Origin of the sequence: Shewanella sp. T24-MNA-CIBAN-0130, assembly GCF_040310185.1 — a bacterium.
GTDB lineage: Bacteria > Pseudomonadota > Gammaproteobacteria > Enterobacterales > Shewanellaceae > Shewanella > Shewanella psychromarinicola.
The window spans coordinates 1-22170 of sequence record NZ_JBEOPP010000044.1; the positions used below are offsets into that span (position 1 = coordinate 1).

17 protein-coding genes and 1 pseudogene are annotated in these 22170 nt (G+C 42.2%); 16 read left to right on the top strand and 2 right to left on the bottom strand.

The window, feature by feature from the left end; genetic code table 11:
• Positions 1 to 66: 66 nt before the first annotated feature.
• Positions 67 to 867 (bottom strand): annotated as a pseudogene (eutB, locus tag AAEZ02_RS15885) (ethanolamine ammonia-lyase subunit EutB); the annotation flags it as partial.
• A gap of 222 nt (positions 868 to 1089) precedes the next feature.
• Between eutB and AAEZ02_RS15890 the strand changes: the two are divergent.
• Together AAEZ02_RS15890 and AAEZ02_RS15895 are read left to right on the top strand one after the other, a co-directional pair.
• Entirely contained in the window at positions 1090 to 2037 is a 948-nt protein-coding gene (locus tag AAEZ02_RS15890; protein ID WP_351088093.1) for a helix-turn-helix domain-containing protein, read from the top strand.
• Positions 2038 to 2141: 104 nt separating this feature from the next.
• Complete coding sequence (locus AAEZ02_RS15895) at positions 2142 to 3032, top strand: dienelactone hydrolase family protein (RefSeq protein WP_124013134.1); 891 nt, start codon at positions 2142 to 2144, stop codon at positions 3030 to 3032.
• Between the two features lie 144 nt (positions 3033 to 3176).
• On the opposite strand, the gene AAEZ02_RS15900 is transcribed toward AAEZ02_RS15895, so the two are convergent.
• Positions 3177 to 4091: a LysR family transcriptional regulator gene (locus tag AAEZ02_RS15900; RefSeq protein ID WP_101031324.1), complete on the bottom strand. Its 915-nt coding sequence runs from the start codon at positions 4089 to 4091 to the stop codon at positions 3177 to 3179.
• A gap of 296 nt (positions 4092 to 4387) precedes the next feature.
• Between AAEZ02_RS15900 and AAEZ02_RS15905 the strand changes: the two genes are divergently transcribed.
• The 14 genes from AAEZ02_RS15905 to AAEZ02_RS15970 all read left to right on the top strand — a co-directional run bounded on the left by AAEZ02_RS15905 (position 4388) and on the right by AAEZ02_RS15970 (position 22002).
• Complete coding sequence (locus AAEZ02_RS15905; protein WP_124013135.1) at positions 4388 to 5122, top strand: histidine phosphatase family protein; 735 nt, start codon at positions 4388 to 4390, stop codon at positions 5120 to 5122.
• A gap of 103 nt (positions 5123 to 5225) precedes the next feature.
• Positions 5226 to 5996 carry an SDR family oxidoreductase gene (locus AAEZ02_RS15910; protein WP_101031328.1) on the top strand — a complete coding sequence of 257 codons (771 nt, stop codon included), beginning with the start codon at positions 5226 to 5228 and terminating at the stop codon, positions 5994 to 5996.
• A gap of 130 nt (positions 5997 to 6126) precedes the next feature.
• A complete protein-coding gene (locus tag AAEZ02_RS15915) occupies positions 6127 to 7251 on the top strand; it encodes an NADH:flavin oxidoreductase (protein ID WP_351123946.1) in 1125 nt (374 codons plus the stop codon).
• An 88-nt stretch (positions 7252 to 7339) separates the two neighbouring features.
• Positions 7340 to 8551: an acyl-CoA dehydrogenase family protein gene (locus AAEZ02_RS15920; RefSeq protein WP_101031332.1), complete on the top strand. Its 1212-nt coding sequence runs from the start codon at positions 7340 to 7342 to the stop codon at positions 8549 to 8551.
• 124 nt (positions 8552 to 8675) lie between these two features.
• Positions 8676 to 9725, top strand: a complete 1050-nt coding sequence (locus AAEZ02_RS15925) for a phosphotransferase family protein (protein WP_124013137.1) — start codon at positions 8676 to 8678, stop codon at positions 9723 to 9725.
• A 56-nt stretch (positions 9726 to 9781) separates the two neighbouring features.
• Positions 9782 to 10543, top strand: a complete 762-nt coding sequence (locus tag AAEZ02_RS15930) for an SDR family NAD(P)-dependent oxidoreductase (RefSeq protein ID WP_101031336.1) — start codon at positions 9782 to 9784, stop codon at positions 10541 to 10543.
• A gap of 92 nt (positions 10544 to 10635) precedes the next feature.
• Positions 10636 to 12441 (top strand): acyl-CoA dehydrogenase, encoded by a 1806-nt coding sequence (locus AAEZ02_RS15935; protein WP_101031338.1) that lies wholly within the window; start codon positions 10636 to 10638, stop codon positions 12439 to 12441.
• Positions 12442 to 12762: 321 nt separating this feature from the next.
• Complete coding sequence (locus AAEZ02_RS15940; RefSeq protein ID WP_101031340.1) at positions 12763 to 13224, top strand: MaoC family dehydratase; 462 nt, start codon at positions 12763 to 12765, stop codon at positions 13222 to 13224.
• A gap of 120 nt (positions 13225 to 13344) precedes the next feature.
• Positions 13345 to 14277, top strand: a complete 933-nt coding sequence (locus AAEZ02_RS15945; protein ID WP_101031341.1) for an SDR family NAD(P)-dependent oxidoreductase — start codon at positions 13345 to 13347, stop codon at positions 14275 to 14277.
• A 108-nt stretch (positions 14278 to 14385) separates the two neighbouring features.
• Complete coding sequence (locus AAEZ02_RS15950) at positions 14386 to 15567, top strand: acetyl-CoA C-acyltransferase (RefSeq protein WP_124013139.1); 1182 nt, start codon at positions 14386 to 14388, stop codon at positions 15565 to 15567.
• A gap of 145 nt (positions 15568 to 15712) precedes the next feature.
• Positions 15713 to 17377, top strand: coding sequence for an AMP-binding protein (locus AAEZ02_RS15955; protein WP_101031345.1), 1665 nt, complete (start codon positions 15713 to 15715; stop codon positions 17375 to 17377).
• Between the two features lie 197 nt (positions 17378 to 17574).
• On the top strand, positions 17575 to 18639 hold the full coding sequence (locus AAEZ02_RS15960) for a patatin-like phospholipase family protein (RefSeq protein ID WP_351123953.1): 1065 nt from the start codon (positions 17575 to 17577) through the stop codon (positions 18637 to 18639).
• 121 nt (positions 18640 to 18760) lie between these two features.
• Positions 18761 to 19759 carry an NADP-dependent oxidoreductase gene (locus AAEZ02_RS15965; RefSeq protein ID WP_351123956.1) on the top strand — a complete coding sequence of 333 codons (999 nt, stop codon included), beginning with the start codon at positions 18761 to 18763 and terminating at the stop codon, positions 19757 to 19759.
• Between the two features lie 128 nt (positions 19760 to 19887).
• Positions 19888 to 22002 carry a molybdopterin-dependent oxidoreductase gene (locus AAEZ02_RS15970; RefSeq protein WP_351123959.1) on the top strand — a complete coding sequence of 705 codons (2115 nt, stop codon included), beginning with the start codon at positions 19888 to 19890 and terminating at the stop codon, positions 22000 to 22002.
• The last annotated feature ends 168 nt before the right edge of the window (positions 22003 to 22170 follow it).

The following is a 22170-nucleotide window of genomic DNA, read 5'->3' on the forward strand; positions in this document are numbered from 1 at the left end:
TACCTAACAGATTGTTAAATTTGGCAATAATTCACACGCCAATACATTCTTACTGAGCCAAGTGCATAGGCATGTTAAATTAAAACCGAAACTGCTATTGGTGGCTTCTGTTCCACCAATAGATTGAAACACCAAATCGACCGGTGCACCTGCTTCAATACATTCAATGGTGTTGGTCACATGAGTTAGCACACAGCTTTGGGTTGGTATTTGATATTTTTGGATCACGTCATCCATTAATTTCATCAGTTTAATGGCTTGTGCAACGTTGTCTGTAGCAGGGTTGATGCCAATAACGGCGTCGCCATTGCCATACAACAAACCGTCAAGTATCGAAGCTGCGATACCGTTAACATCGTCGGTAGGGTGGTTAGGTTGTAATCGGGTCGATAAGTGGCCGGGTAAGCCAATGGTATTTCTGAACGCGGTGGTAACATGGCATTTTTTAGCCACAAGAATAAGATCTTGATTGCGCATTATTTTACTGACAGCGGCAGCCATTTCTGGGGTTATGCCCATTTTTACTGCGGCTAATACCTGTGGTGTTGCGTAGTCACTTAACAGCCAATTACGAAAATCCCCTACGGTTAAATGGCTAATATAAGCAAATGCCTGAGTATCATGTTCGTCGAAAATTAACCGAGTCACTTCATCTGTTTCATAGGGAATAAGCGCTTCATTGAGGAAGGTTTTCAATGGCACATCTGCAAGTGTCATTTGAGCTACGGCCCGCTCGCGCGCTGATTGTGCAATGACTCCCGCTAAGCGATCGCCCGAACGTTGTGGCGTCGCTTTCGCCATTAACTCGGCCAGACTTTTAAATTGGTATGTTTGGCTACCTAAAATGTAGCGATACGATTGACTCATGAATTGACCTCATACATCACCGAAGTAAAAACCTTGGTACAGGTTTTGCTGTTTGCTAAGTGATAAATTAATTTCATATATCGTTAACAAAGCTTAATTTGTACCAAGTGACTATCAAGTTTTGGCAAAGTCATTTTTTACTAACTATATCAGCAAGGTAAAATATTTTTTATTGCAGATCTTGTGTGGGGATAGCGAATTCATTGCGAAAAGGGGCGACAGATGAAGCACCATATTAATCAGCGCGCACCACAAAAGAGCGTAGTGCACACTAATGACATCGATGAGCAAGCGCATAATTTAACCCAATGGCAGCAAGTATATGATCAGATCAGTAATGGCAGTTTTTACGGTTGTATTGAGGGCCTTGATTATCCAGACGCGCATTTATTCAAAGAATTTACTCAGCGGGCATTAAGGCAGCAGTGTCATATAGCCCCCAATTCTATTTGGTTGGGCATTCCGCGTAGTTCAGCACAAAGTAAAATAAATGGCTTACAAGTGGAGACTCATCAGTTGATGTGTCGAAATAGTGATTGTGATTTTGAGCTCATCACCCCAGAGCAGTTTACGATTTATGGCGTGGTGATTAATCAACACACTTTATACACCATGGCGGATATACAAGGGCTGTCGTTGAAAAACATGTCGACGCGTGGGGCAGAACGAATTGCTTGTAACCCAATATTACTTAATCAAACTCGTTTGATGATTGAAAAAATTATGAATTACAGCGAACTAGGTTTACCCATTGAGTTACAGCAAGACATGTTAAGCACATTAACTCTTAACTTATTAAGCCAACAATCGTCAACACAAACCGTGGCGCCGAGTTATCAACATCGTCTGGCCGTGGTTGAAAAAGTCAAAGCCTTTATTGATGACCATCCGCAACAAGCGGTGACCATAACCCAGCTCTGTGAGCTCACTTTTGTCAGCCGCCGCACCTTACAGTACAGTTTTGAGAGTATTTTAGGCATTAATCCATTGCGTTTTTTACGCTTAACCCGTTTAAATAATGTGCGCCGAGAGCTGAAACAACCAGGGCAAGAGACTCCCATTGCGGTGATTGCGGCTAATTGGGGCTTTTGGCACCCAGGGCAATTCACCAAAGATTACACCCAACTATTTGGTGAAAATCCGTCGCATACCCTTAAACGTTGCATATGAACCTAATCGGTTAGTGAGGCGTATAGCGCTTACTAAGGTGATGAATGGATCATCATCGACTAAGATACATTATTGACAAAACATTAACCGAAGAGGGAACTCACATGCAGCAAAAATTAAACAATGCCATTCCACAACAAGCCTTTGATTGGTATGACTCATATGCTCATGGCGAAATGGATCGTCGCACGTTTATCACTAAGTTGGGGTCACTTGTCGCACTGGGTTATTCGATGACGGTGCTAACATCTGCTTTACTGCCCAATTACGCTCAAGCTGAACAAATTTCATTTAACGATGCCGACATTAAAGCCACTTACGCCCAATTTGATTCACCATTAGGGCATGGCAAAGGCCAAGGGTATTTAGTCGAACCAACACATAAAAGCGGTTTATTGCCGGTTGTGTTAGTGATCCATGAAAACCGCGGCTTAAACCCATACATTAAAGATGTTGCCAGACGTTTAGCAAAAGCGGGCTTTATCGCTTTTGCGCCCGATGCTTTGTTTTCACTGGGTGGATACCCTGGTAACGATGATGAAGGGCGTCAGATGCAAAGCTCGTTAGACAGAAGTAAGATCGAGCAAGACTTTGTTGCCGCAGGACAATTTTTAAAGGCGCATAAACAAAGTAATGGCAAGCTCGGTGCGGTTGGTTTTTGCTTTGGCGGTTATATCGTAAATTTTTTAGCAGCGGTTGACGCTAACTTGATCCAAGCTGGGGTTCCTTTTTACGGCACGCCAGCGGCGAAAGCATTAAGACACAATATTAAGGCACCCTTGTTAATTCAACTTGCTGAGTTAGATGAAAGAGTCAACAATACTTGGCCTGAATATGAACAAGATTTAATAGCCTTTAATGTGCCGTATCAAATGCACATGTATAAAAATGCTAATCATGGATTTCATAATGATTCTACTGGCCGATATGATGAAGTTAACGCTGAGCTTGCGTGGCAACGGACGTTAGCTTTTTTTAATCAACACATCAGTTAATGCCTCATTGCAGATAAGGTCATAAAGGTCAAAAGACTATTATTGTTTTATTGACCTTGATGATAGGATTTCTTATCTGTATATAATAAATAACGTTTAATTATCAAGGCTTTAGTGGTAAATATAAACATTTATTATTGTCTATTATGTAATGGTAATTTTGGTGTTTGATGCTGCAATAATCATTTTGTTTCTAAGCCATTTATTCGCGGGTTCTTTGTCGACATTAACATGCCAATATAAATGGACCCCAATATCGGGTAATGCCACCGGCATTGGGTGAATGGCAATATCGAGCATCTGACTGTACATTGCGGCGGCAGTTTTCGGCAACGTCAGTAACATATCGTTATTTAAGATCACTCTACACGCAGATAGGGCATGCTGACAGCGTAATGATATTTTACGGTGTAAGCCTATGCGAGAGAGCTCAAAGTCTTCCAATCCCGGGCCGATCGATCTAGACGACACTAATATATGTTCGAGGTGCAAGTATGTTTTTAAATCGAGTTTTTCAGCAATAGCGGGGTGGTTCTTACGTGAAATAACAACCAGTTGGTCTACTTCTAATTGCGTATGTAAAATATTATTGCTGACAGGGATCAAGGTATCAATGGCCAAATCAATGTCACCACTGGCTAATTTATTTTCCAGTTCCGTTCGTCTTACCCTTTTATTACTGCGTAAATTTATTGCCGGTGATTCTAGCGATAAGCTTTGTTGCAGTATCGGTAAATAGTAGGGTTCTAAAGAACCATGTAATGACAGTGAAAAGCTTTTTCGTGAGGTTAATGGTTCAAATTGTCTTGATTGTACTAAGCAAACTTGCAATTGATGTAATGCTTCTCGAACATCATCAATGACGTTTTTAGCCACAGGGGTTGGCCTCATTTCATTGCCTTGTCTGATGAACAATGCATCGTCAAAATGGGTACGCAATTTTCCTAATGAATGGCTCACCGCAGGTTGCGATAAATTTAATACCGAAGCCGCTTTAGTGATATTTCCTTCGCAATATATTGCATCGAAAACCACAAACAAATTCAAATCAATTTTCATGCTCACTCCTGTGATCTCATGATGAATGTTGAGACCACCTCAATCCATTCGCACTATTAAAATTATAAATAGTAGGGTATTAGAACTATTCATTTGTTCAATTTAGATGTTGGCATTAGCATAGTCAAGTAGATTCGACATAGGGCAAAATTATGTTGAGAAGAGAGTTATATGCATTCAATACATGTGCGGATGTGGCTACTTAGCTTGTAAGTGTTAAATTTAAAACTCATTTAAACAGTGAGTTATCTTTATTTAGAATTGAATCATCATTTTTATTACGTTAGAGGCGCCATATGGCAGCAATTTATTTGATTCGACACGGGCAAGCCTCTTTTGGTAGTACTGATTACGATCAATTATCAGACAAAGGTAGCCAACAAGCGACCTTACTAGGTGAATATTGGCGTTCAAGAGTGGCCCCCAGCAAGTTTTATTGTGGTGATTTATTGCGTCACGGCCAAACATTAACCAACTTTGTCAATAGCTATCAAGGGCCAACAACACCGATGGTTATCCACTCGGGTTTCAACGAATTTGATCATGTCGACATTTTGCAGAAATACAATGTTCAGTGGCAAAACTTCGCCCAAATGAGTCAAGAAATTAATCAACAAAACCAGCCAAACAAAGCGCTGCAAAAAGAGTTTTATCAAGCACTCCATCGCTGGATATCGGGCGACAAAGATGATGAATATAAAGAAAGTTGGCCACAGTTTCAGGCGCGCTGTATCCGAGCACTGCAAAATATCATTGAACAAGAACTCGCCAGAAAACGTGAGTTTAGTGCCGTAGTAAGTGGCACTAAAAAATCAAAAGACATTTTAGTGTTTACTTCAGGCGGTACGATTTCAGTCATCATTCAACACATATTGAAATTAACCGATCAACAAACATTAGCGATTAATCAACAGACCAGAAATACCAGTGTGACTAAACTGTTGTTTTCAGAAAACATGCTGAGTGTGGATTATTTCAATAACTATAGTCATTTAGAGCAGGCGGGCGATGATTGGATAACCTTTAAGTAATGTTGAATACAGATTAGGGTCATATCCAGTTGCGGTCTGAAAATATGCGACTTAACTAATTAACTTAGTACAACAATTAACCCAATAATAATAAGGAAATAACATGAATAATGGCAATCTATTTGATTTAACAGGGAAAGTCGCTTTAGTCACTGGGGCAAGTCGTGGTATTGGGGAAAGTGTTGCCAAAGTATTAGCTCAGTATGGTGCGCATGTGATTGTATCAAGTCGAAAAGTTGAAGCCTGCCAAGCTGTCGTTGATGAAATTGTAAAAGCAGGCGGCAGTGCACAGGCCATAGCGTGTCATATTGGCGAATTAGAACAAATTGATGCCATTTTTGATGCCATAACTGAACAACATGGCAAGCTGGATATTTTAGTTAATAACGCCGCCGCCAATCCGTATTTTGGTCATATCATCGATACCGATTTAATCGCCTTTCAAAAAACCGTCGACGTTAATATTCGTGGTTATTTCTTCATGTCGACCAGAGGCGCAAAATTAATGAAAGATAGTGGCGGCGGCTCAATCATTAATGTGGCTTCTGTTAATGGTGTTATCCCTGGCGATTTTCAAGGTATTTATTCCATCACTAAAGCTGCTGTGATTTCGATGACTCAAGCTTTTGCTAAAGAATGTGCCCAATTTAACATCCGTGTAAATGCATTATTGCCCGGTGGAACAGACACCAAGTTTGCATCAGCCTTAGTTGATAACCCGGCAATTCTTAAACAAATGATGTACCACGTGCCAATGAAACGTGTTGCACAACCTGATGAAATGGCCGGCACAGTATTATATTTAGCGTCAAATGCATCCAGCTATACCACGGGTACCGCCATTAATGTTGATGGTGGTTATTTGATTGGTTAATCGGTCAACGGATAAAGCTAACTAAAGCTAATTAAAGCTAACTAAATCAATAGTTAATAAGCAGAATAAAATAATAGCTAATCTAATAATAACAACAACAAAAGAATGAATCAAAAGCTAGGGAAGCATCATGAATAGCGATAAAAACACCAGTGTTAATAAATTATTTGAACCCTTTATCACTAAATCGTTGTCATTAAAAAATAAAACCGTAATGGCACCGATGACGCGGGCATTTTCGCCAAATTATATCCCCAATGATGAGGTTGCGGCCTATTACCGTCGACGCGCTGAAGGTGATGTTGGATTAATTATCACTGAAGGGACCTTTATTTCCCATAAAGGTGCTAATGGTTACGAGAATGTGCCTGCTATTTATGGTGACCAAGCCTTAGCGGGTTGGAAACATGTTGTTGATGAAGTGCATGCAGCCGGTGGCAAAATTGCACCACAACTTTGGCATGTGGGTTCAGTGAGGAAAGTCGGCATCGGCCCAGACAAAGAAGCGCCAGCGTATAGCCCTTCAGGTTTGTACAAGCCTGGTGCTAAAAATGGTGTCGCGATGACGCAATACGATATTAATGAGGTTGTCGCTTCATTTGCCCAAGCTGCACTTGATGCCAAAAATATTGGTTTTGACGCCATTGAAGTTCACGGCGCCCATGGTTATTTGGTCGATCAGTTTTTTTGGGAAGGGACAAATCAACGAGAAGATCACTATGGTGGCTCGTTAGAGAATCGTACCCGCTTTGGGGTTGAAATTGTCAAAGCAATCCGCGCAGCCGTGGGTGACGACTTTACCATTATCTTCCGTTTTTCACAGTGGAAACAACAAGATTACAGCGCCAAGCTTTGTCAAACACCTGCAGAGTTATGTACTTTCTTAGGCTTATTAAGTGATGCTGGCGTTGACGTTTTTCACGCCAGCACGCGTCGTTTTTGGATAGCCGAATTTGAAGGTTCTGACCTTGGTCTTGCCGGTTGGACTAAAAAACTCACCAACAAGCCGGTGATCACTGTCGGTAATGTGGGCTTAGATGCTGATTTTATTGGAGAGGGTAATGCTGATTTATCAGGCACGTCGAATCCTACCGGTATTGACGAGTTATTAGTCCGTTTAAACAATGACGAATTTGATTTAGTGGGTATTGGCCGTGCGTTATTAGTTGATCCGCAGTGGGTTAATAAAATTAAGAACCATGCCATTAATGAGATCAAACCTTTTAATAAAAAGTCATTAATGTCTCTTAGTTAGAGTCAGTTGACTTAATGTCTTAAACACAAAGTGTCAGTCAAACTCCAGCACGAGTTAACGCCGTAATGACATCTTATAAGGATAGAAAATGAATTTTGAATACAGTGAAAAAGTTCAAGCGTTAATCAAACGAGTCAACGACTTTATGGATTTGCATGTATTTCCTGTAGAGGAAGAAATGCATAAACAAGTACAACTCGAGCCATGGTCAACGCCACCGTTAATGGAACAACTTAAAGCCAAAGCGAAAGCAGAAGGCTTATGGAATTTATTTTTACCGGTCGCGTACGGCAAATACAGTGCTGGTTTAACTAATTTAGAATATGCCCCCCTTGCTGAAATTATGGGTAAAGTGATGTGGGCGCCAGAAGTGTTTAACTGCGCGGCACCTGATACGGGCAATATGGAAGTATTAGCTAAATACGGTAACGAGGCGCAGAAAAAGCAATGGTTAGAGCCGTTGCTTGACGGCAAAATACGTTCAGCGTTTGCAATGACCGAACCTGACGTCGCCTCAAGTGATGCCACTAATATCGAATTACGCATTGAACGTGATGGTGATGAATATGTCATTAATGGTCGCAAATTTTACATTAGTGGTGCGTGTCGCAAACAATGCGAAATTATGATTGTGATGGGCAAAACGGATCCTGGAAACAGCAACCGTTATATACAGCAATCACAAGTGCTTGTGCCGATGAACGCCCCTGGTGTGACCTTGGTTAGACCGATGAAAGTGTTCGGTTATGACGATTCTCCAGAAGGGCACGGCGATGTTATTTTTGACAATGTGCGGGTACCTGTTGAAAACATTATTGCGGGTGAAGGTAAAGGCTTTGAAATTGCTCAAGGTCGTCTTGGGCCTGGGCGTATACATCACTGCATGCGTTCAGTCGGAGTCGCGCAACGTGCGCTAGATTTAATGTGTCAACGGGTTAGCCAGCGCATTGTGTTTGGTCAGCCGATGATCAAACAACAATCGGTACGTGAAGATATTGCTAAGTCGGCTTGCCAAATTGAACAAGCGCGTTTAATGACATTAAAAGCGGCGCAAAAAATGGACACCGAAGGTAATAAAGCCGCCAAAGAGTTAATTGCGATGATTAAAATTGTCGCCCCAAGTATGTCACTTGATGTGATAGACCGCGCCATTCAATGCCATGGCGCAGTGGGCGTGAGTCAAGATACCTTCTTAGCGCATGCATGGGCTGGGCAGCGTACTTTGCGTTTAGCCGATGGTCCTGATCAAGTGCATATGATGCAACTTGGGCGTGATTTAGTTAAAAAAATAGCTAACTAGTATTAAGGCCTGTTGATCTTTCAGGATCAGTTTTGCAGCAGGTTGGAACTTATTTCAACCTGCTGTTTATAATGTTGATAGCTCATACTGGCCACTTAAATTACACAAAAAAGAGTATTGCTAAATGGCACAAGAATCTCCCGTTAATAATGAACAGCTTACTGCTTATCTAGAAGCCCATGTTGATGGCTTTAGAGGGCCAATCACCCTTGAGAAATTTGCCGGTGGTCAATCAAACCCAACGTTTAAAGTCACCTCAGCATCGGGTGTGTATGTGCTTCGCCGCCAACCGTCGGGGAAATTATTAAAGTCAGCTCATGCTGTAGATCGTGAATATCGTGTATTAAATGCCTTAAAAGACAGCAACGTGCCGGTTGCAAAAGTATTTCACCTGTGTGAAGACAGCAGCATTATCGGTTCAATGTTTTATCTGATGCAATTTTGTGATGGCACAGTTTATTGGAGCGCATCATTAGCTGAGATTGACACCAATGAGCAACGCTCAGCCATGTATGACGCAATGAATAAAGTACTGGTTGCTTTGCACAGTGTTGATGTAGATGCGGTTGGATTATCCGATTACGGCAAAGCAGGTAACTACTTTGAGCGTCAACTCACGCGCTGGACATCACAATACCGTGTGACAGAACTGAAAAAAATTGCCGCGATGGATGAACTGAGCCAATGGCTTGAACAACATGTACCGGAAGATGATGGCCGTGTTTGTTTAGTCCATGGCGATTTTCGCTTAGACAATATGATGTTTGCTAAAGATAGCCCCGATATTATCGCATTACTGGATTGGGAACTATCGACACTAGGTCATCCATTTGCTGATTTAGCGTATCAATGTATGCAGTTACGTATGCCAGCAGGTATGGGCAGTATTGACGGTTTACAAGATATTGACCGCGCCAGCTTAGGCATCCCAACAGAAGCGGAATATGTCGCTCTGTATTGCCAACGAATGGGAATAGTGCACATTGAAAACTGGGTGTTTTATTTGGCTTTTAGTTTCTTCCGTTTAGCGGCTATCGCCCAAGGAGTGGCTAAACGTGCCACCGAAGGCAACGCGTCTAATGAACATGCCAATAAAGTGGGCTCGTTTGTCGAACCACTGGCAAAAATGGCCTTAGAGGTCATTGCTAAAGAGATAAAGAGAGTTACTCAATAAACAAAACAAAACAAAAATCAACATAGAAAAGACCATCAATTACAGGAGTTACTCGCATGGATCCATTATTAGACTTTACCGGTAAGGTTGCCGTTATTACTGGCGCGGCTCAAGGTTTTGGTAAGTTACTGGCTGAAGAGTTAGCCAAACGTGGCGCTAAATTAGTGATTAGCGACATTAACGAAGCGGGTGTAAACAAGGTAGCGGACGATATTGCCTCTAGTGGTGCCGACGTGATCGCGATGAAATGTGATGTGTCTAAAGATGCGTCATGCAAAGCCATGGTTGAGACTGCGATTAAACATTTTGGTCGAGTTGATATTGGGGTTAACAATGCCGGTATTGCCCATGAGTTTAAGCCGTTTCATGAGATTGATGAATCTATTATGGACAGCCAGTTTGCTGTCAATGTGAAAGGTGTCCAATTTGGCATGCGTCATCAAATACAGCAAATGCTCAAACAAGGCCAGGGAGCCATTCTCAATGTTAGTTCGATGGCGGGTCTAGGTGGCGCAGCTCGAGGCAGCGCTTATTCTATGGCTAAACACGCTGTGATTGGCTTAACCAAAACAGGCGCTGTGGAGTACGGTCGCGACAATATTCGTATTAATGCAATTTGCCCATTTTTTACTCTTACCCCTATGGTCACCAATTTTGCTGACGAAGAAAAACAAAAGAAAATGGCCCGTGGAGCTCCAATGAACCGCCTGGGTGAACCTAAAGAAATCGTTGCTGTGATGCTGATGATGTTGTCACCTGCAAATACCTATATGACGGGCCAATGTATTGCGGTAGATGGTGGCGTGTCAGCGTTTTAACCTTGCCTGCGGGCATCATACTGCCATCAAAGTAACCTGCTCAGTGATTTGCTCAGTTACTTAGTTATAAAACAAGATAAGAAGAGAAAATTATGCCTGCAACGTTAATGAATCAACGTGATCTTGAATTTATGCTTTACGAACTGTTTGATAGTGAAGCATTAACCAGCAGAGAGCGTTATCAAGATCATGACCGCCAAACCTTTAATGAAGTGGTTAATACCGCCAAAACGATTGCAGAAAAATATTTTCTTCCGATCCGTCGCAAATTGGATATTGAACAACCCACTTTTGATGGTAAAAAAGTGCATATCATCCCTGAGCTTAAAACAGCCATCGACGCGGTAAACGAGTCTGGGATTGGTGCTGCAACTGCAGATTATGATTTAGGAGGCATGCAACTGCCACCTATTATTGCCAGTGCCGCGGGTTCGTATCTTAGCGTCGCCGGTGGCGTAGGCATGGGCTATAACATGTTGACCACGGCTAATGCCAATTTACTCCAAGCCCACGGCAGTGCTGAGCTGATTGAAACCTGGGTGAAACCGATGCGAGAAGGTCGGTTTATGGGCACCATGGCCATGACTGAACCTGGCAGTGGTTCCGCTTTAGGCGATTTAACCACAAAAGCGGTAAAAGCTGAGAATGGCACCTATCGCATTAGCGGCAGTAAAATCTATATTTCAGGCGGCGATCATGATTTAAGCGAGAACATTGTCCATTTAGTCCTTGCCAGAATTCAGGGTGCTCCCAAAGGTGTTAAAGGGATTTCGTTATTTGTTGTGCCTAAGTTTTTGCTTAATGATGATGGGTCGCTGGGCGATGACAATGAAGTGGCGCTGGCAGGCTTGTTTCATAAAATGGGTGGCCGAGCACAAACGTCTACAGCACTGAGTTTTGGTGAGAAAAATGGAGCAATTGGCTATTTAGTCGGTGAAGAACACTGTGGTTTAAAATACATGTTCCACATGATGAACGAAGCCCGCATTATGGTCGGCACCAGTGGCGCAGTGCTCGCGGTTGCCGGATATCAATATTCAGTGGACTACGCTAAAAACCGTCCTCAAGGTCGATTACCATCGTGTAAAGATCCACAATCTCCTATGGTAAACATCATTGAACATGCGGATGTAAAACGTATGCTATTAGCCCAAAAATCCTATGCAGAAGGGGCAATGGCTCTAGTGCTGTACGGTACTCAATTAAGTGATGATTCACATACCTCAGCCACAGCCGAGCAACGCCAATATGCACATACATTGTTGGACTTTTTAACGCCCATCATTAAAACATGGCCATCAGAATATGGCCCCAAAGCGAACTCCCTTGCGATTCAAGTCATGGGCGGCCATGGTTATATAAACGAGCATCCGGTTGAAATGTTCTATCGTGATAATCGCTTAAACCCTATTCATGAAGGCACTACCGGGATCCAATCATTAGATTTGATCACTCGTAAAGTGCCGATGAATAACATGCAAGGCTATAAGGCTACGTTAGCTGAAATGGTTAAAACGATTGAATACGCAAAACAATACCCAAGCTTAAACGAGTTTTCTTCACAATTAAGCCAAGCGCTTGATACGTTAAGTGTGACAACGCAAGCGGTGTTAAGCGCGATGTCGACTAAAAATATTGATTTAGCCTTAGCAAATTCAGTCAAATACTTAGAGTTATTTGGTCACGTGATTATTGCTTGGTTATGGCTTAAGCAAAGTATTGTTGCGACTAAAGCGATAGCCGAACAACCGCACCAAGCCGATATGCATTTTTATCAAGGCAAATTGCAGGCTTGTCAGTATTTTTATCGATTTGAATTGCCTGAAATTAGCGTATGGTCAAATTTACTGATCAATACTGACAGCACCAGCTTTGATATGCAGCCTGACTGGTTTTAATTTAGGTTTTAATTTAGGTTTTAATTTGATGTCTAATTAATGCGATACGACTGCAGATTTATGCCATTAATGCGCAGTGGCGTTTTATAAAATCGAGTTTACAAAAAACATTACCGCGCCATGGGTAATGTTTTTTTGTTTGTGACTTGCTCATTTTATTTTGTCACGTTTGCATCCTCTACATCACCAAGCTATTCATCCTGTGAATAGCTTGGTATTAAAACTATTCATTTGTTTAATTTACCTACCCCAACTAGCATGAGATATCGCTTAAATTTTATTCATGGATTGTACCGCGAAAGTACAAAAGGAAAGGGAATAATGCCGACAGTAATTAATCGAAATGACATTGCCAACTATATTGGCTATCAAGCTGAGCCAACAGGTTGGCACCAAATTACCCAAGAGCAAATTAATCAATTTGCTGACTGCACTCTGGATCATCAATTTATTCACGTAGATGTTGAGAAAGCCAAAGCAACCCCTTTTGGTTCAACCATCGCCCACGGTTTTTTATCGTTATCTATGCTGTCGCATTTTGCTGAAAATTTTAGCGTCATTATCGATGGCTTCTATATGGGGCTAAATGCCGGTTTCGATAAAGTACGATTTTTGCAACCTGTTACCGTCAATAGCCGCATTAGAGCGCATGCTAAAACCCTTTCAATAGCAGAAAAAAAACCAGGGCAATTTAGACTATCGACCGAAGTGACCATTGAAATAGAAGGCTGCGATACACCGGCATTGGTTGCCGAGTGGATATCGGTGCAAATGGTTAAATAGTGATGCTTTAGAAGTGATGCTTTAAAAATGATGCTTTAAAAATGATGCTTCTAAAATGATGGTTAAGTAAAAGTCTGACGCATAAAATAAACAATAATAATAAACAGTTAAGGTAAAAAAATGACAATTAGTTTTGCAGGAAAAGTGGCTATTGTAACGGGTGCCGGTAACGGTTTAGGCCGCTCACATGCATTGGAATTGGCCAGACGCGGTGCCAAAGTAGTGGTTAACGACTTAGGCGGTGCTCGTGATGGCAGCGGCGCATCTTCAGCGGCGTCACAAGAAGTGGTGCAGTTAATTGAAGAGATGGGCGGCGAAGCGATTAGCCATGGTGCTAACGTAGCCAATTTTGACGAAGTACAAGACATGGTGCAACAAACCATGGATAAATGGGGTCGAGTCGACATTCTGATTAACAACGCCGGTATTTTGCGGGATAAGTCTTTTTCAAAAATGACTTTAGATGACTTTAAATTGGTCATGGACGTGCATGTTATGGGGTCTGTTAACTGCACCAAAGCGGTGTGGGAAATCATGAAACAACAAAACTACGGCCGTATCGTGATGACAACGTCATCGAGTGGCATGTACGGTAACTTTGGTCAGGCAAATTACGGAGCCGCTAAAATGGCCGTCATTGGGCTCATGAATACCTTAGTGCTTGAAGGTGCAAAAAATAATATCAACATCAATGCACTTGCGCCAACGGCTGGTACACGGATGACTGAAGATTTAATGCCAGAAGAAATAGTTAAGGCGTTTTCCCCCGAAGCGGTAACGGCAGGCATGCTGACCTTGTGCGATGAAGACGCGCCAAATCGGTTTATTTTATGTGCCGGAGCCGGTGGCTATTCAAGTGCCTCTATCTTTGAAACAGAAGGCTGTTTTATTCCTAAAACATCGCAAAACCCAGAAACCGTGCGTCAAAACTGGGCGTTACTCACGGCTCAAGAGAATCAACAATCGTTACTGTCGGGTGCCAAGCAAGGTGAGAAGTTTGTAATGAAGGCAATGGCGTTCATGAAGTCTCAACAGCAGTCTCAACAGCAATAGCCTAGTGCGGCAATCATTACGCGAGTCATGACTTGAATAATCATGGCAAATAACAGCACCAAGTCCGTTCGAACGATAAACAACAACTATAAAAAGACAGGAATTATCATGAGAGAAGCCGTCATTGTATCAGCCGCCCGAACACCTATAGGTAAAGCCTATCGCGGTGCATTTAACGATTTATCCGCCCCGACGTTAGCGGCCGTTGCGGTAAACGCCGCAATAGAGAGAGCGGGTATTGACCCTCATGACATTGAAGATTGTATTTTTGGTGCTGCGTTAACTCAAGGCAACCAAGGAATGAACTTTGGTCGTCAAGTGGCCATGGCGGCACAATTACCGGTATCTGTGCCGGGCATGACTGTCGATCGTCAATGTTCTTCAGGGTTAATGTCTATTGCTATCGCAGCCAACCATATCGTTGTTGATGGTGCCCAAATTGTTGTCGCCGGTGGTTGTGACTCAATCAGCTTAGTACAAAACGATAAAATGAATATGCATCGTGCGGTTGATCCCAGCATAAAAGCTTACCAACCAGCCATTTATATGCCGATGCTTGATACTGCCGAAGTGGTTGCTGAACGATATGGTATTTCTCGTGAAGCACAAGATGCCTACGCTTTAACATCTCAACTACGCACCGCAGCGGCGCAAACTGAAGGCCGATTTGATGATGAAATTGTGCCTGTTACTTGCACTAAGCTGGTAATGGACAAAGCCAGCGGTGAAATGAGTAAGCAACAAGTCACCTTAACCAAGGATGAAGGTAATCGCCCGTCTACCGATCTACAAGGTTTGGCGAGCTTAAAAGCGGTCAAAGAATCCGGCTCGATTACCGGCGGTAATGCGTCGCAACTCTCTGATGGTGCTGCGGCTGTGGTAGTCATGGAGCGTGAATTAGCAGAGCAACGTGGGTTGAGTCCTTTAGGGGCGTATCGGGGCATGGTAGTTGTGGGCTGTGAACCTGATGAAATGGGCATAGGCCCAATTTATGCGATTCCAAAATTACTTGAGCGCCATGGTCTCACAATTGACGATATTGGTTTATGGGAAATCAATGAAGCGTTTGCTGTTCAAGTGATTTATTGTGCTGAAAAGCTCGGTATTCCAGCCGATCGTTTAAATGTTGATGGCGGCGCAATCTCCATTGGCCATCCTTATGGCATGAGCGGCACTCGCATGGTAATGCATGCGCTAATTGAAGGTAAACGTCGTGGGGTTAAATACGTGGTGATCAGTATGTGTATTGGCGGTGGTCAGGGAGCCGCGGGCTTATTTGAAGTGTTATAAGTCTGGCTCAATGTTAGGTTGATAAAAAGTTAATGAAACGTTAATGTCTGGTTAAGTTAATTTTTGCATCATACAAAATAATAATAAACATGGCTGCTAGAGTATTTGCTAGCCGCTAATAACGTAACATTTGGGGAAAAATATTATGGAAAAGATTTGGCTTGAGAAGAGTTATCCGCCAGGGGTTGAGTTTGAAATAGATCCTGATAAATATAATTCTTTGGCAGATTTATTCTTAATTTATACCAAGTTGTATGCCAATAATACTGCGTTCATTAATATGGATGTCAGCATTACTTATCAGCAACTTGAACAACAAGCGACGGATTTTGCTGCTTACTTACAGCAAGATTTAGGCTTAGTTAAGGGTGATAAATTTGCCATCATGATCCCCAATACACTGCAATATCCCATTGCACTATTTGGCGCACTGATTGCGGGTCTGACGGTGGTTAACGTTAATCCACTGTATACCGCCCGCGAGTTAGAACATCAATTAAAAGACTCTGGCACTAAAGGGATCCTTATTCTTGAAAACTTTGCTCATGTATTACAGTCTGTTATTAATAAAACCGATGTAAAGCATGTGATCCTCACAGGCGTAGGTGACAGGTTAGGTATGATTAAAGGCGCACTCGTCAACGGCGCAATTAAGCATGTAAAAAAACTAGTCCCAGCGTTTGATTTGCCCAATGCCATTAAATTTAATGACGCAATGGCCAAAGGCAGTAAACTTAATTTGACGCCAGTTGAGGTTGTGGGTGCTGATTTGGCCTTTTTACAATATACCGGTGGTACCACAGGCCCATCAAAAGGCGCCATGCTGACTCATCGCAACATGGTGGCCAACATAGAACAGTCCAATGCGGTTACAAAAAATGTCTTCGAAATAAACAAAGAAATTATGATAACCGCTTTGCCGCTTTATCATATCTATGCGTTAACTTCTAATTGTTTGGCCTTTTTACCATTTGGCGGCACTAATCTATTAATCACCAATCCAAGAGATATGGCAGGTTTTGTTAAAGAGCTGGCTAAATATCGCTTTACCGTTATTACTGGGGTAAATACCTTATTTAATGGGCTACTAAATACCCCTGGATTCGACAAACTTGATTTTAGTGCCTTAAAAATGGGGCTTGGTGGTGGAATGGCTGTGCAACGTCCGGTTGCAGAGCTTTGGGAAAAAGTCACTAACAGTCGACTTTTAGAAGGATATGGATTAACCGAATGTGCGCCCTTAGTGACATTAAGTCCTTATAACCAAAAAAGTTTCAATGGCTCTATTGGTTTGCCTGCATCATCAACGGATATTCGTTTAGTCGGGGCTGATGGTGAAGACGTGGCATTGGGCGAGCCGGGCGAAATGTGGGTTAAAGGTCCACAAGTGATGAAAGGCTATTACAATCGCCAAAAAGCCACCGATGAAGTCTTAATCGATGGTTGGTTAGCGACAGGTGATATCGCCACCATGGATGAAAATGGTTTTTTCAAAATTGTTGATCGAAAGAAAGATATGATCAATGTTTCAGGTTTTAATGTATTTCCAAACGAAATCGAAGAAGTACTGGTGATGCATGAAGGGGTACTTGAAGCTGCCGCTGTGGGGGTGTCGTGCGATATCACTGGTGAGCGAGTCAAAGTGTACATTGTTCGAAAAGACCCAACGCTTACCGAGCAAGATATACTCGATCATTGTAATAAAATGCTCACCAATTATAAGCGACCTAAAGTAGTTGAATTTATGAATGAATTGCCCAAAAGTAATGTGGGTAAAGTGTTACGCAAAGATCTTCGTAATAAGGCGTAAGCTTCATCGATGCTACTTTTTAGAGACTAATGTTTTAATAACAACTGTCTAATCATTAACCTAGATGCTTTAGTGTCGAAGTTTAGTATTGAAGTTTTAGTCTCGAAACTTTAGTCTCGAAACTTTAAGTCCCGAAGCTTTAGTCTCGAAACTTAACTGTCGGCATTTATTGCCGACAGTTTAACAATAAGAGCCATATGTTAGAAATATATGCTGGTGAAACGGCCTTAAAAAAGATCCAGCAAGATGGATTTTCCCCTGAGTTATTTAGCGCTTTCCTTGGTGCAAGCGGTGGGCCCAAATGGTTTACCTTACTGGGATTAGATAAATATATCTTTGGGGAGTTTTTCAAAGGCAGACAACAGCCGTTAAATCTCATTGGCTCAAGTGCCGGTGCGTTTCGCGCCGCGTGCTTTGCGCAAAAAGACCCCGTAGCGGCAATAGAGCGTTTAGCTAAACACTACAGTGAAACCGTGTACTCGGATAATACTAAACCCAAAGCGGCAGAAATTACCGCTAAAGCCATTGAATTGCTTGATGAGCTCTTTGGTGACAACGGCGCAGCTGAAATTATTAATAATAACGTCTTTAAAGCCCATTTTATTGTGGCTAAATGCAATGGTTTCGTAGCATCAGAAAACAAGTTCACACTAGGGGCTGGGTTGGTTAACAGCGTAATTAGAAATACCTTGAGTCGCTCGTTACTAAATAGTCAATATGAACGATATATATTTCAGCATAATCAAAGTGATTTAGTTCTCCACGATCCGGATAACATCCCAACTACCGCGGTGGCTTTTAGTCAACACAATATCAAAGCTGCGCTACTGGCGTCAGGTTCTATTCCTATGGTGATGCAAGGCATAAAAGATATTGTTGATTGTCCACCCGGCATGTATCGAGATGGCGGCATTATCGATTATCATTTTGATTTCAATATTCAAAATCAAGGCTTAATCCTTTACCCTCATTTTAGCTCGACATTAAAAGCGGGCTGGTTCGATAAAAAGCTGTCCCGCAACGTCAGGCTAGAACACTACGATAAAACCGTATTGCTTTGTCCTTCTGCTGAATTTGTTGAATCTTTGCCCTATAAAAAAATTCCTGACCGTAGTGATTTTATCGACATGAAACCCGCTCAGCGCATCCAGTATTGGCAACAGGTTTTCGTTGAAAGTGAAAAGCTTGCCCAGCACTTTAAACACTTTTATCAAACCCAAAATATCAGCAGCATAAAAAGTATTAAGCAACTCATTAGGTAATAACAGCAAAATGACACAAGTATCTCACCAGGATGACGATATCCATTAACCACGGTCTCAATAAACCAAAGTATCGCGCAGTCACATGCAGCATTAATATACCAACAAAGAGAGCAAAAATATGAGCACATATAAAGCCATTAACTTAATCGCCCGTCCTCAAGGTGGCCCCATCGGCCCTGAATTATTTGAAGTGGTTGAAAAGCCAATGCCTAAAGTGGCTGACGGACAATTTTTGGTCAAACAAAACTGCATGTCACTTGATCCTGCGATGTTTGGTTGGATGAGCGCTGATACCGAAAGTTACATTCCGCCAGTTGCGTTAGGTGAGGTGATGCGCAGTTCTGGCATTGGTGAAATTGTAGAGAGTAACCATCCTGGCTTTAAGGTCGGCGACCGAGTGATGGGCATGATGGGTTGGCAACAATATTTTTTAAGTAACGGCGCGGGGTTAAATAAAGTGACTGCGCCATTACCAGATGAAGCTATTTTATCGGTTTTTGCTTTGCCGGGGTTAACGGCGACGCAAGGACTCTTTAACGTAGGTAAACCACAAAAAGGCGAAACCATCGTAGTTTCTGGCGCAGCAGGATCGGTTGGTTCTATTGTGGGACAGTTGGCTAAAGCGGATGGCCTCAGGGTTATCGGTGTTGTCGGTAGTGATGAAAAAGCCGATTGGATTGTTAACGAATTAGGTTTTGATGGTGCGATTAATTACAAGACCGATGATTTAGCCGCAAAATTGGCCGAATTAACCCCCGACGGCGTTGATGTGTATTTTGAAAATACCGGCGGCCCGATCCAGCACCATGTGTTTGCCAAAATGAATGCCCATGGCCGCATTGTGGTGTGTGGCATGATTGCCGATTACCCGAAAGCCGTGCCAGATTTAGCACCAAGCTGGATCCAAGTGATTAAAAAACGCCTCATTATACAAGGCTTCACTATGCCTGATCATTTTGGTGACGTGCCAGCGCTATTAGAAAAACTGACACCTTACGTCATGAAAGGACAAATTAAACATCGCGCCCATGTGTTAAATGGTCTTGAGTCGGCTATCACCGGCTTAAACTTGTTTTTTACCGGTGATAATAAAGGCAAGTTAATCGTTAAATTATAATTTTTATCATGATAATTTTATAAAAATATTGTTTATCAATAATTTATAACGGCCACAACTAAATTAATCAATGTTGTTAATTGGGTTGTGTTTATGACAGGTTTACTATTCCAAGTCAGGCGATAAATATGAGCGAAATTAACACCCATTATCGAAATTGCAATATTTGTGAAGCCATGTGTGGCTTGGAAATTACCTATCAAGATAACCAAATCTTATCAATTAAAGGCGATCAACTAGACCCCTTTAGTCAAGGTTATAACTGCCCAAAAGCCTTAGCCTTAGAAGATTTTTATACTGACAAAGATCGCTTAAAAACGCCTATTAGGCGAACCGCAACAGGTTGGGAAGATATTAGCTGGGATGAAGCCTTTAGCGAAATAACTGAAAAGTTTAAAGGCATTCAACAGCAGCATGGCAACAATGCGTTGGCGGTTTATTTGGGTAATCCCAATGCCCATAGTCTTGGTAATGCGCTGTTCCTTAAACCATTTATGAAGGCACTTGGCACCATAAACCGTTTCAGCTCTGCCTCTGCCGATCAATTACCTCATCATGTTGCTGCAAACTTTATGTTTGGCGCGGGCATGTTAATTCCGGTGCCCGATATTGATAGAACTGATTTTATGCTGATCATTGGTGGTAATCCTGTGGTATCAAACGGTAGCATGATGACGGCACCTAACGTTATAGGTCGGATGAAAGCCATCCAAAAACGTGGTGGAAAAATTGTCGTTGTTGACCCCCGCAGAACCCGCACAGCCAAAATTGCTGATCAACATCTGTTTATTCGCCCAGAAAAAGATGCGTTATTACTGCTGGCGTTGATCCACTGCGTTTTTGATTCAAATATGGTTAATTTACGTCATTTAGAAACCCAAGTTGATGGGCTAGATGATGTTGAAAGCCTAGCAAAACACTATTCGCCCGAGCTTGTGGCTGAATTTGTCGGCATTAATGCGACGAGTATTCGCACCTTAGCCGCAGACATGCTCGCAGCAGATTCTGCTGTTTGTTATAGCCGCATGGGGGCGTCAACGCAAACATTTGGTGGCTTATGTCTATGGCTAACCAATGTACTCAATATTATTACCGGCAACTTTGACCGTGCCGGTGGCGCTATGTTTCCACAGCCTGCTTTTGATTTACTGCGCAATCATCAACCCGGTCATAAAAGTTCATTTGGCCAACATCAAACGCGAGTACGTAAGCTGCCATTTTTCAATGGTGAATTTCCGGTTGCGACCTTAGCGGAAGAAATACAGACGCCAGGAGAAGGGCAGATAAGAAGCGTGATCACGGTTGCTGGCAATCCGGTACTTTCAGCCCCCAGTGGGCATAAATTAGCCCAAGCTTTTGCAGGCTTAGATTACATGGTCTCGGTTGACATTTATTTAAATGAAACCACCCAATACGCCAACATTATTTTGCCGGGGACTACGGGCGTTGAAAATTCTCATTTCGATATTTTCTTTAATTCATTTTCGGTTAGAAACACAGTTAAATACTCACCGCCATTATTTGATCAACAACCGGATCAACGCAGTGACTGGCAAATACTTAAACAGATTTCTGCCCGGATGCTCAATATTGCGACTGACGACCCGATGCAAAAAATCACTCCAGAAATGCTGTTAGATATGGAACTGAAAAAAGGGCCCTATGGCGAAGAGGGTATGAGCTTACAAAAGCTGATTGATAATCCCCATGGTATTGATATTGGCCCGTTAATGCCGTGTCTTGCTGAGCGGATAAAAACCGCAGACGGCAAGGTCAATTTATTTCCGCAAATCTATCGAGATGATTTACCTCGTTTGGATGCCGTTATGGCACAACCCGCGCGTGATCAAGCTTATCCGTTTGAGTTAATTGGTCGACGATTAGTTAAAAGTCACAATACCTGGACACAAAATTCACAACGACTCATTAAAGGAAAAAATTTATGTACCTTAGAAGTGCATTCACAAGATGCACAAGCGCTTGGGATCAAACAAGGGCAGCTAGTTAATGTCAGTTCAGCGGTAGGTGATATTGTCATTGAAGTCGCAATCACTGATGATATCCAACAAGGTGTGGTCAGTATGCCTCAAGGCTGGGGACACAATCAAAAAGGTACTAACATGTCGGTTGCAGCAACTCAGCCAGGGGTGAGCATTAATGATTTAACAGATGCCAATCGAGTTGATATGCTGACAGGTAATGCGGCATTTAATGGTACGCCGGTTTCCATCAAAGCAGCCTAAAAGGAAGTTGCCTAAAGAAAGTGGTTTAATAATAGAGCTTATGTTGATTAAATGGGGTAGTCCGTTTTTAGTTTTAATCTATTCATTTTCAATTACCGACGATTAACACAAACAAATAGCTTTGAGGCTGGTGCTTATTAATAGCGACAAAGCGACATGAATAAAAAA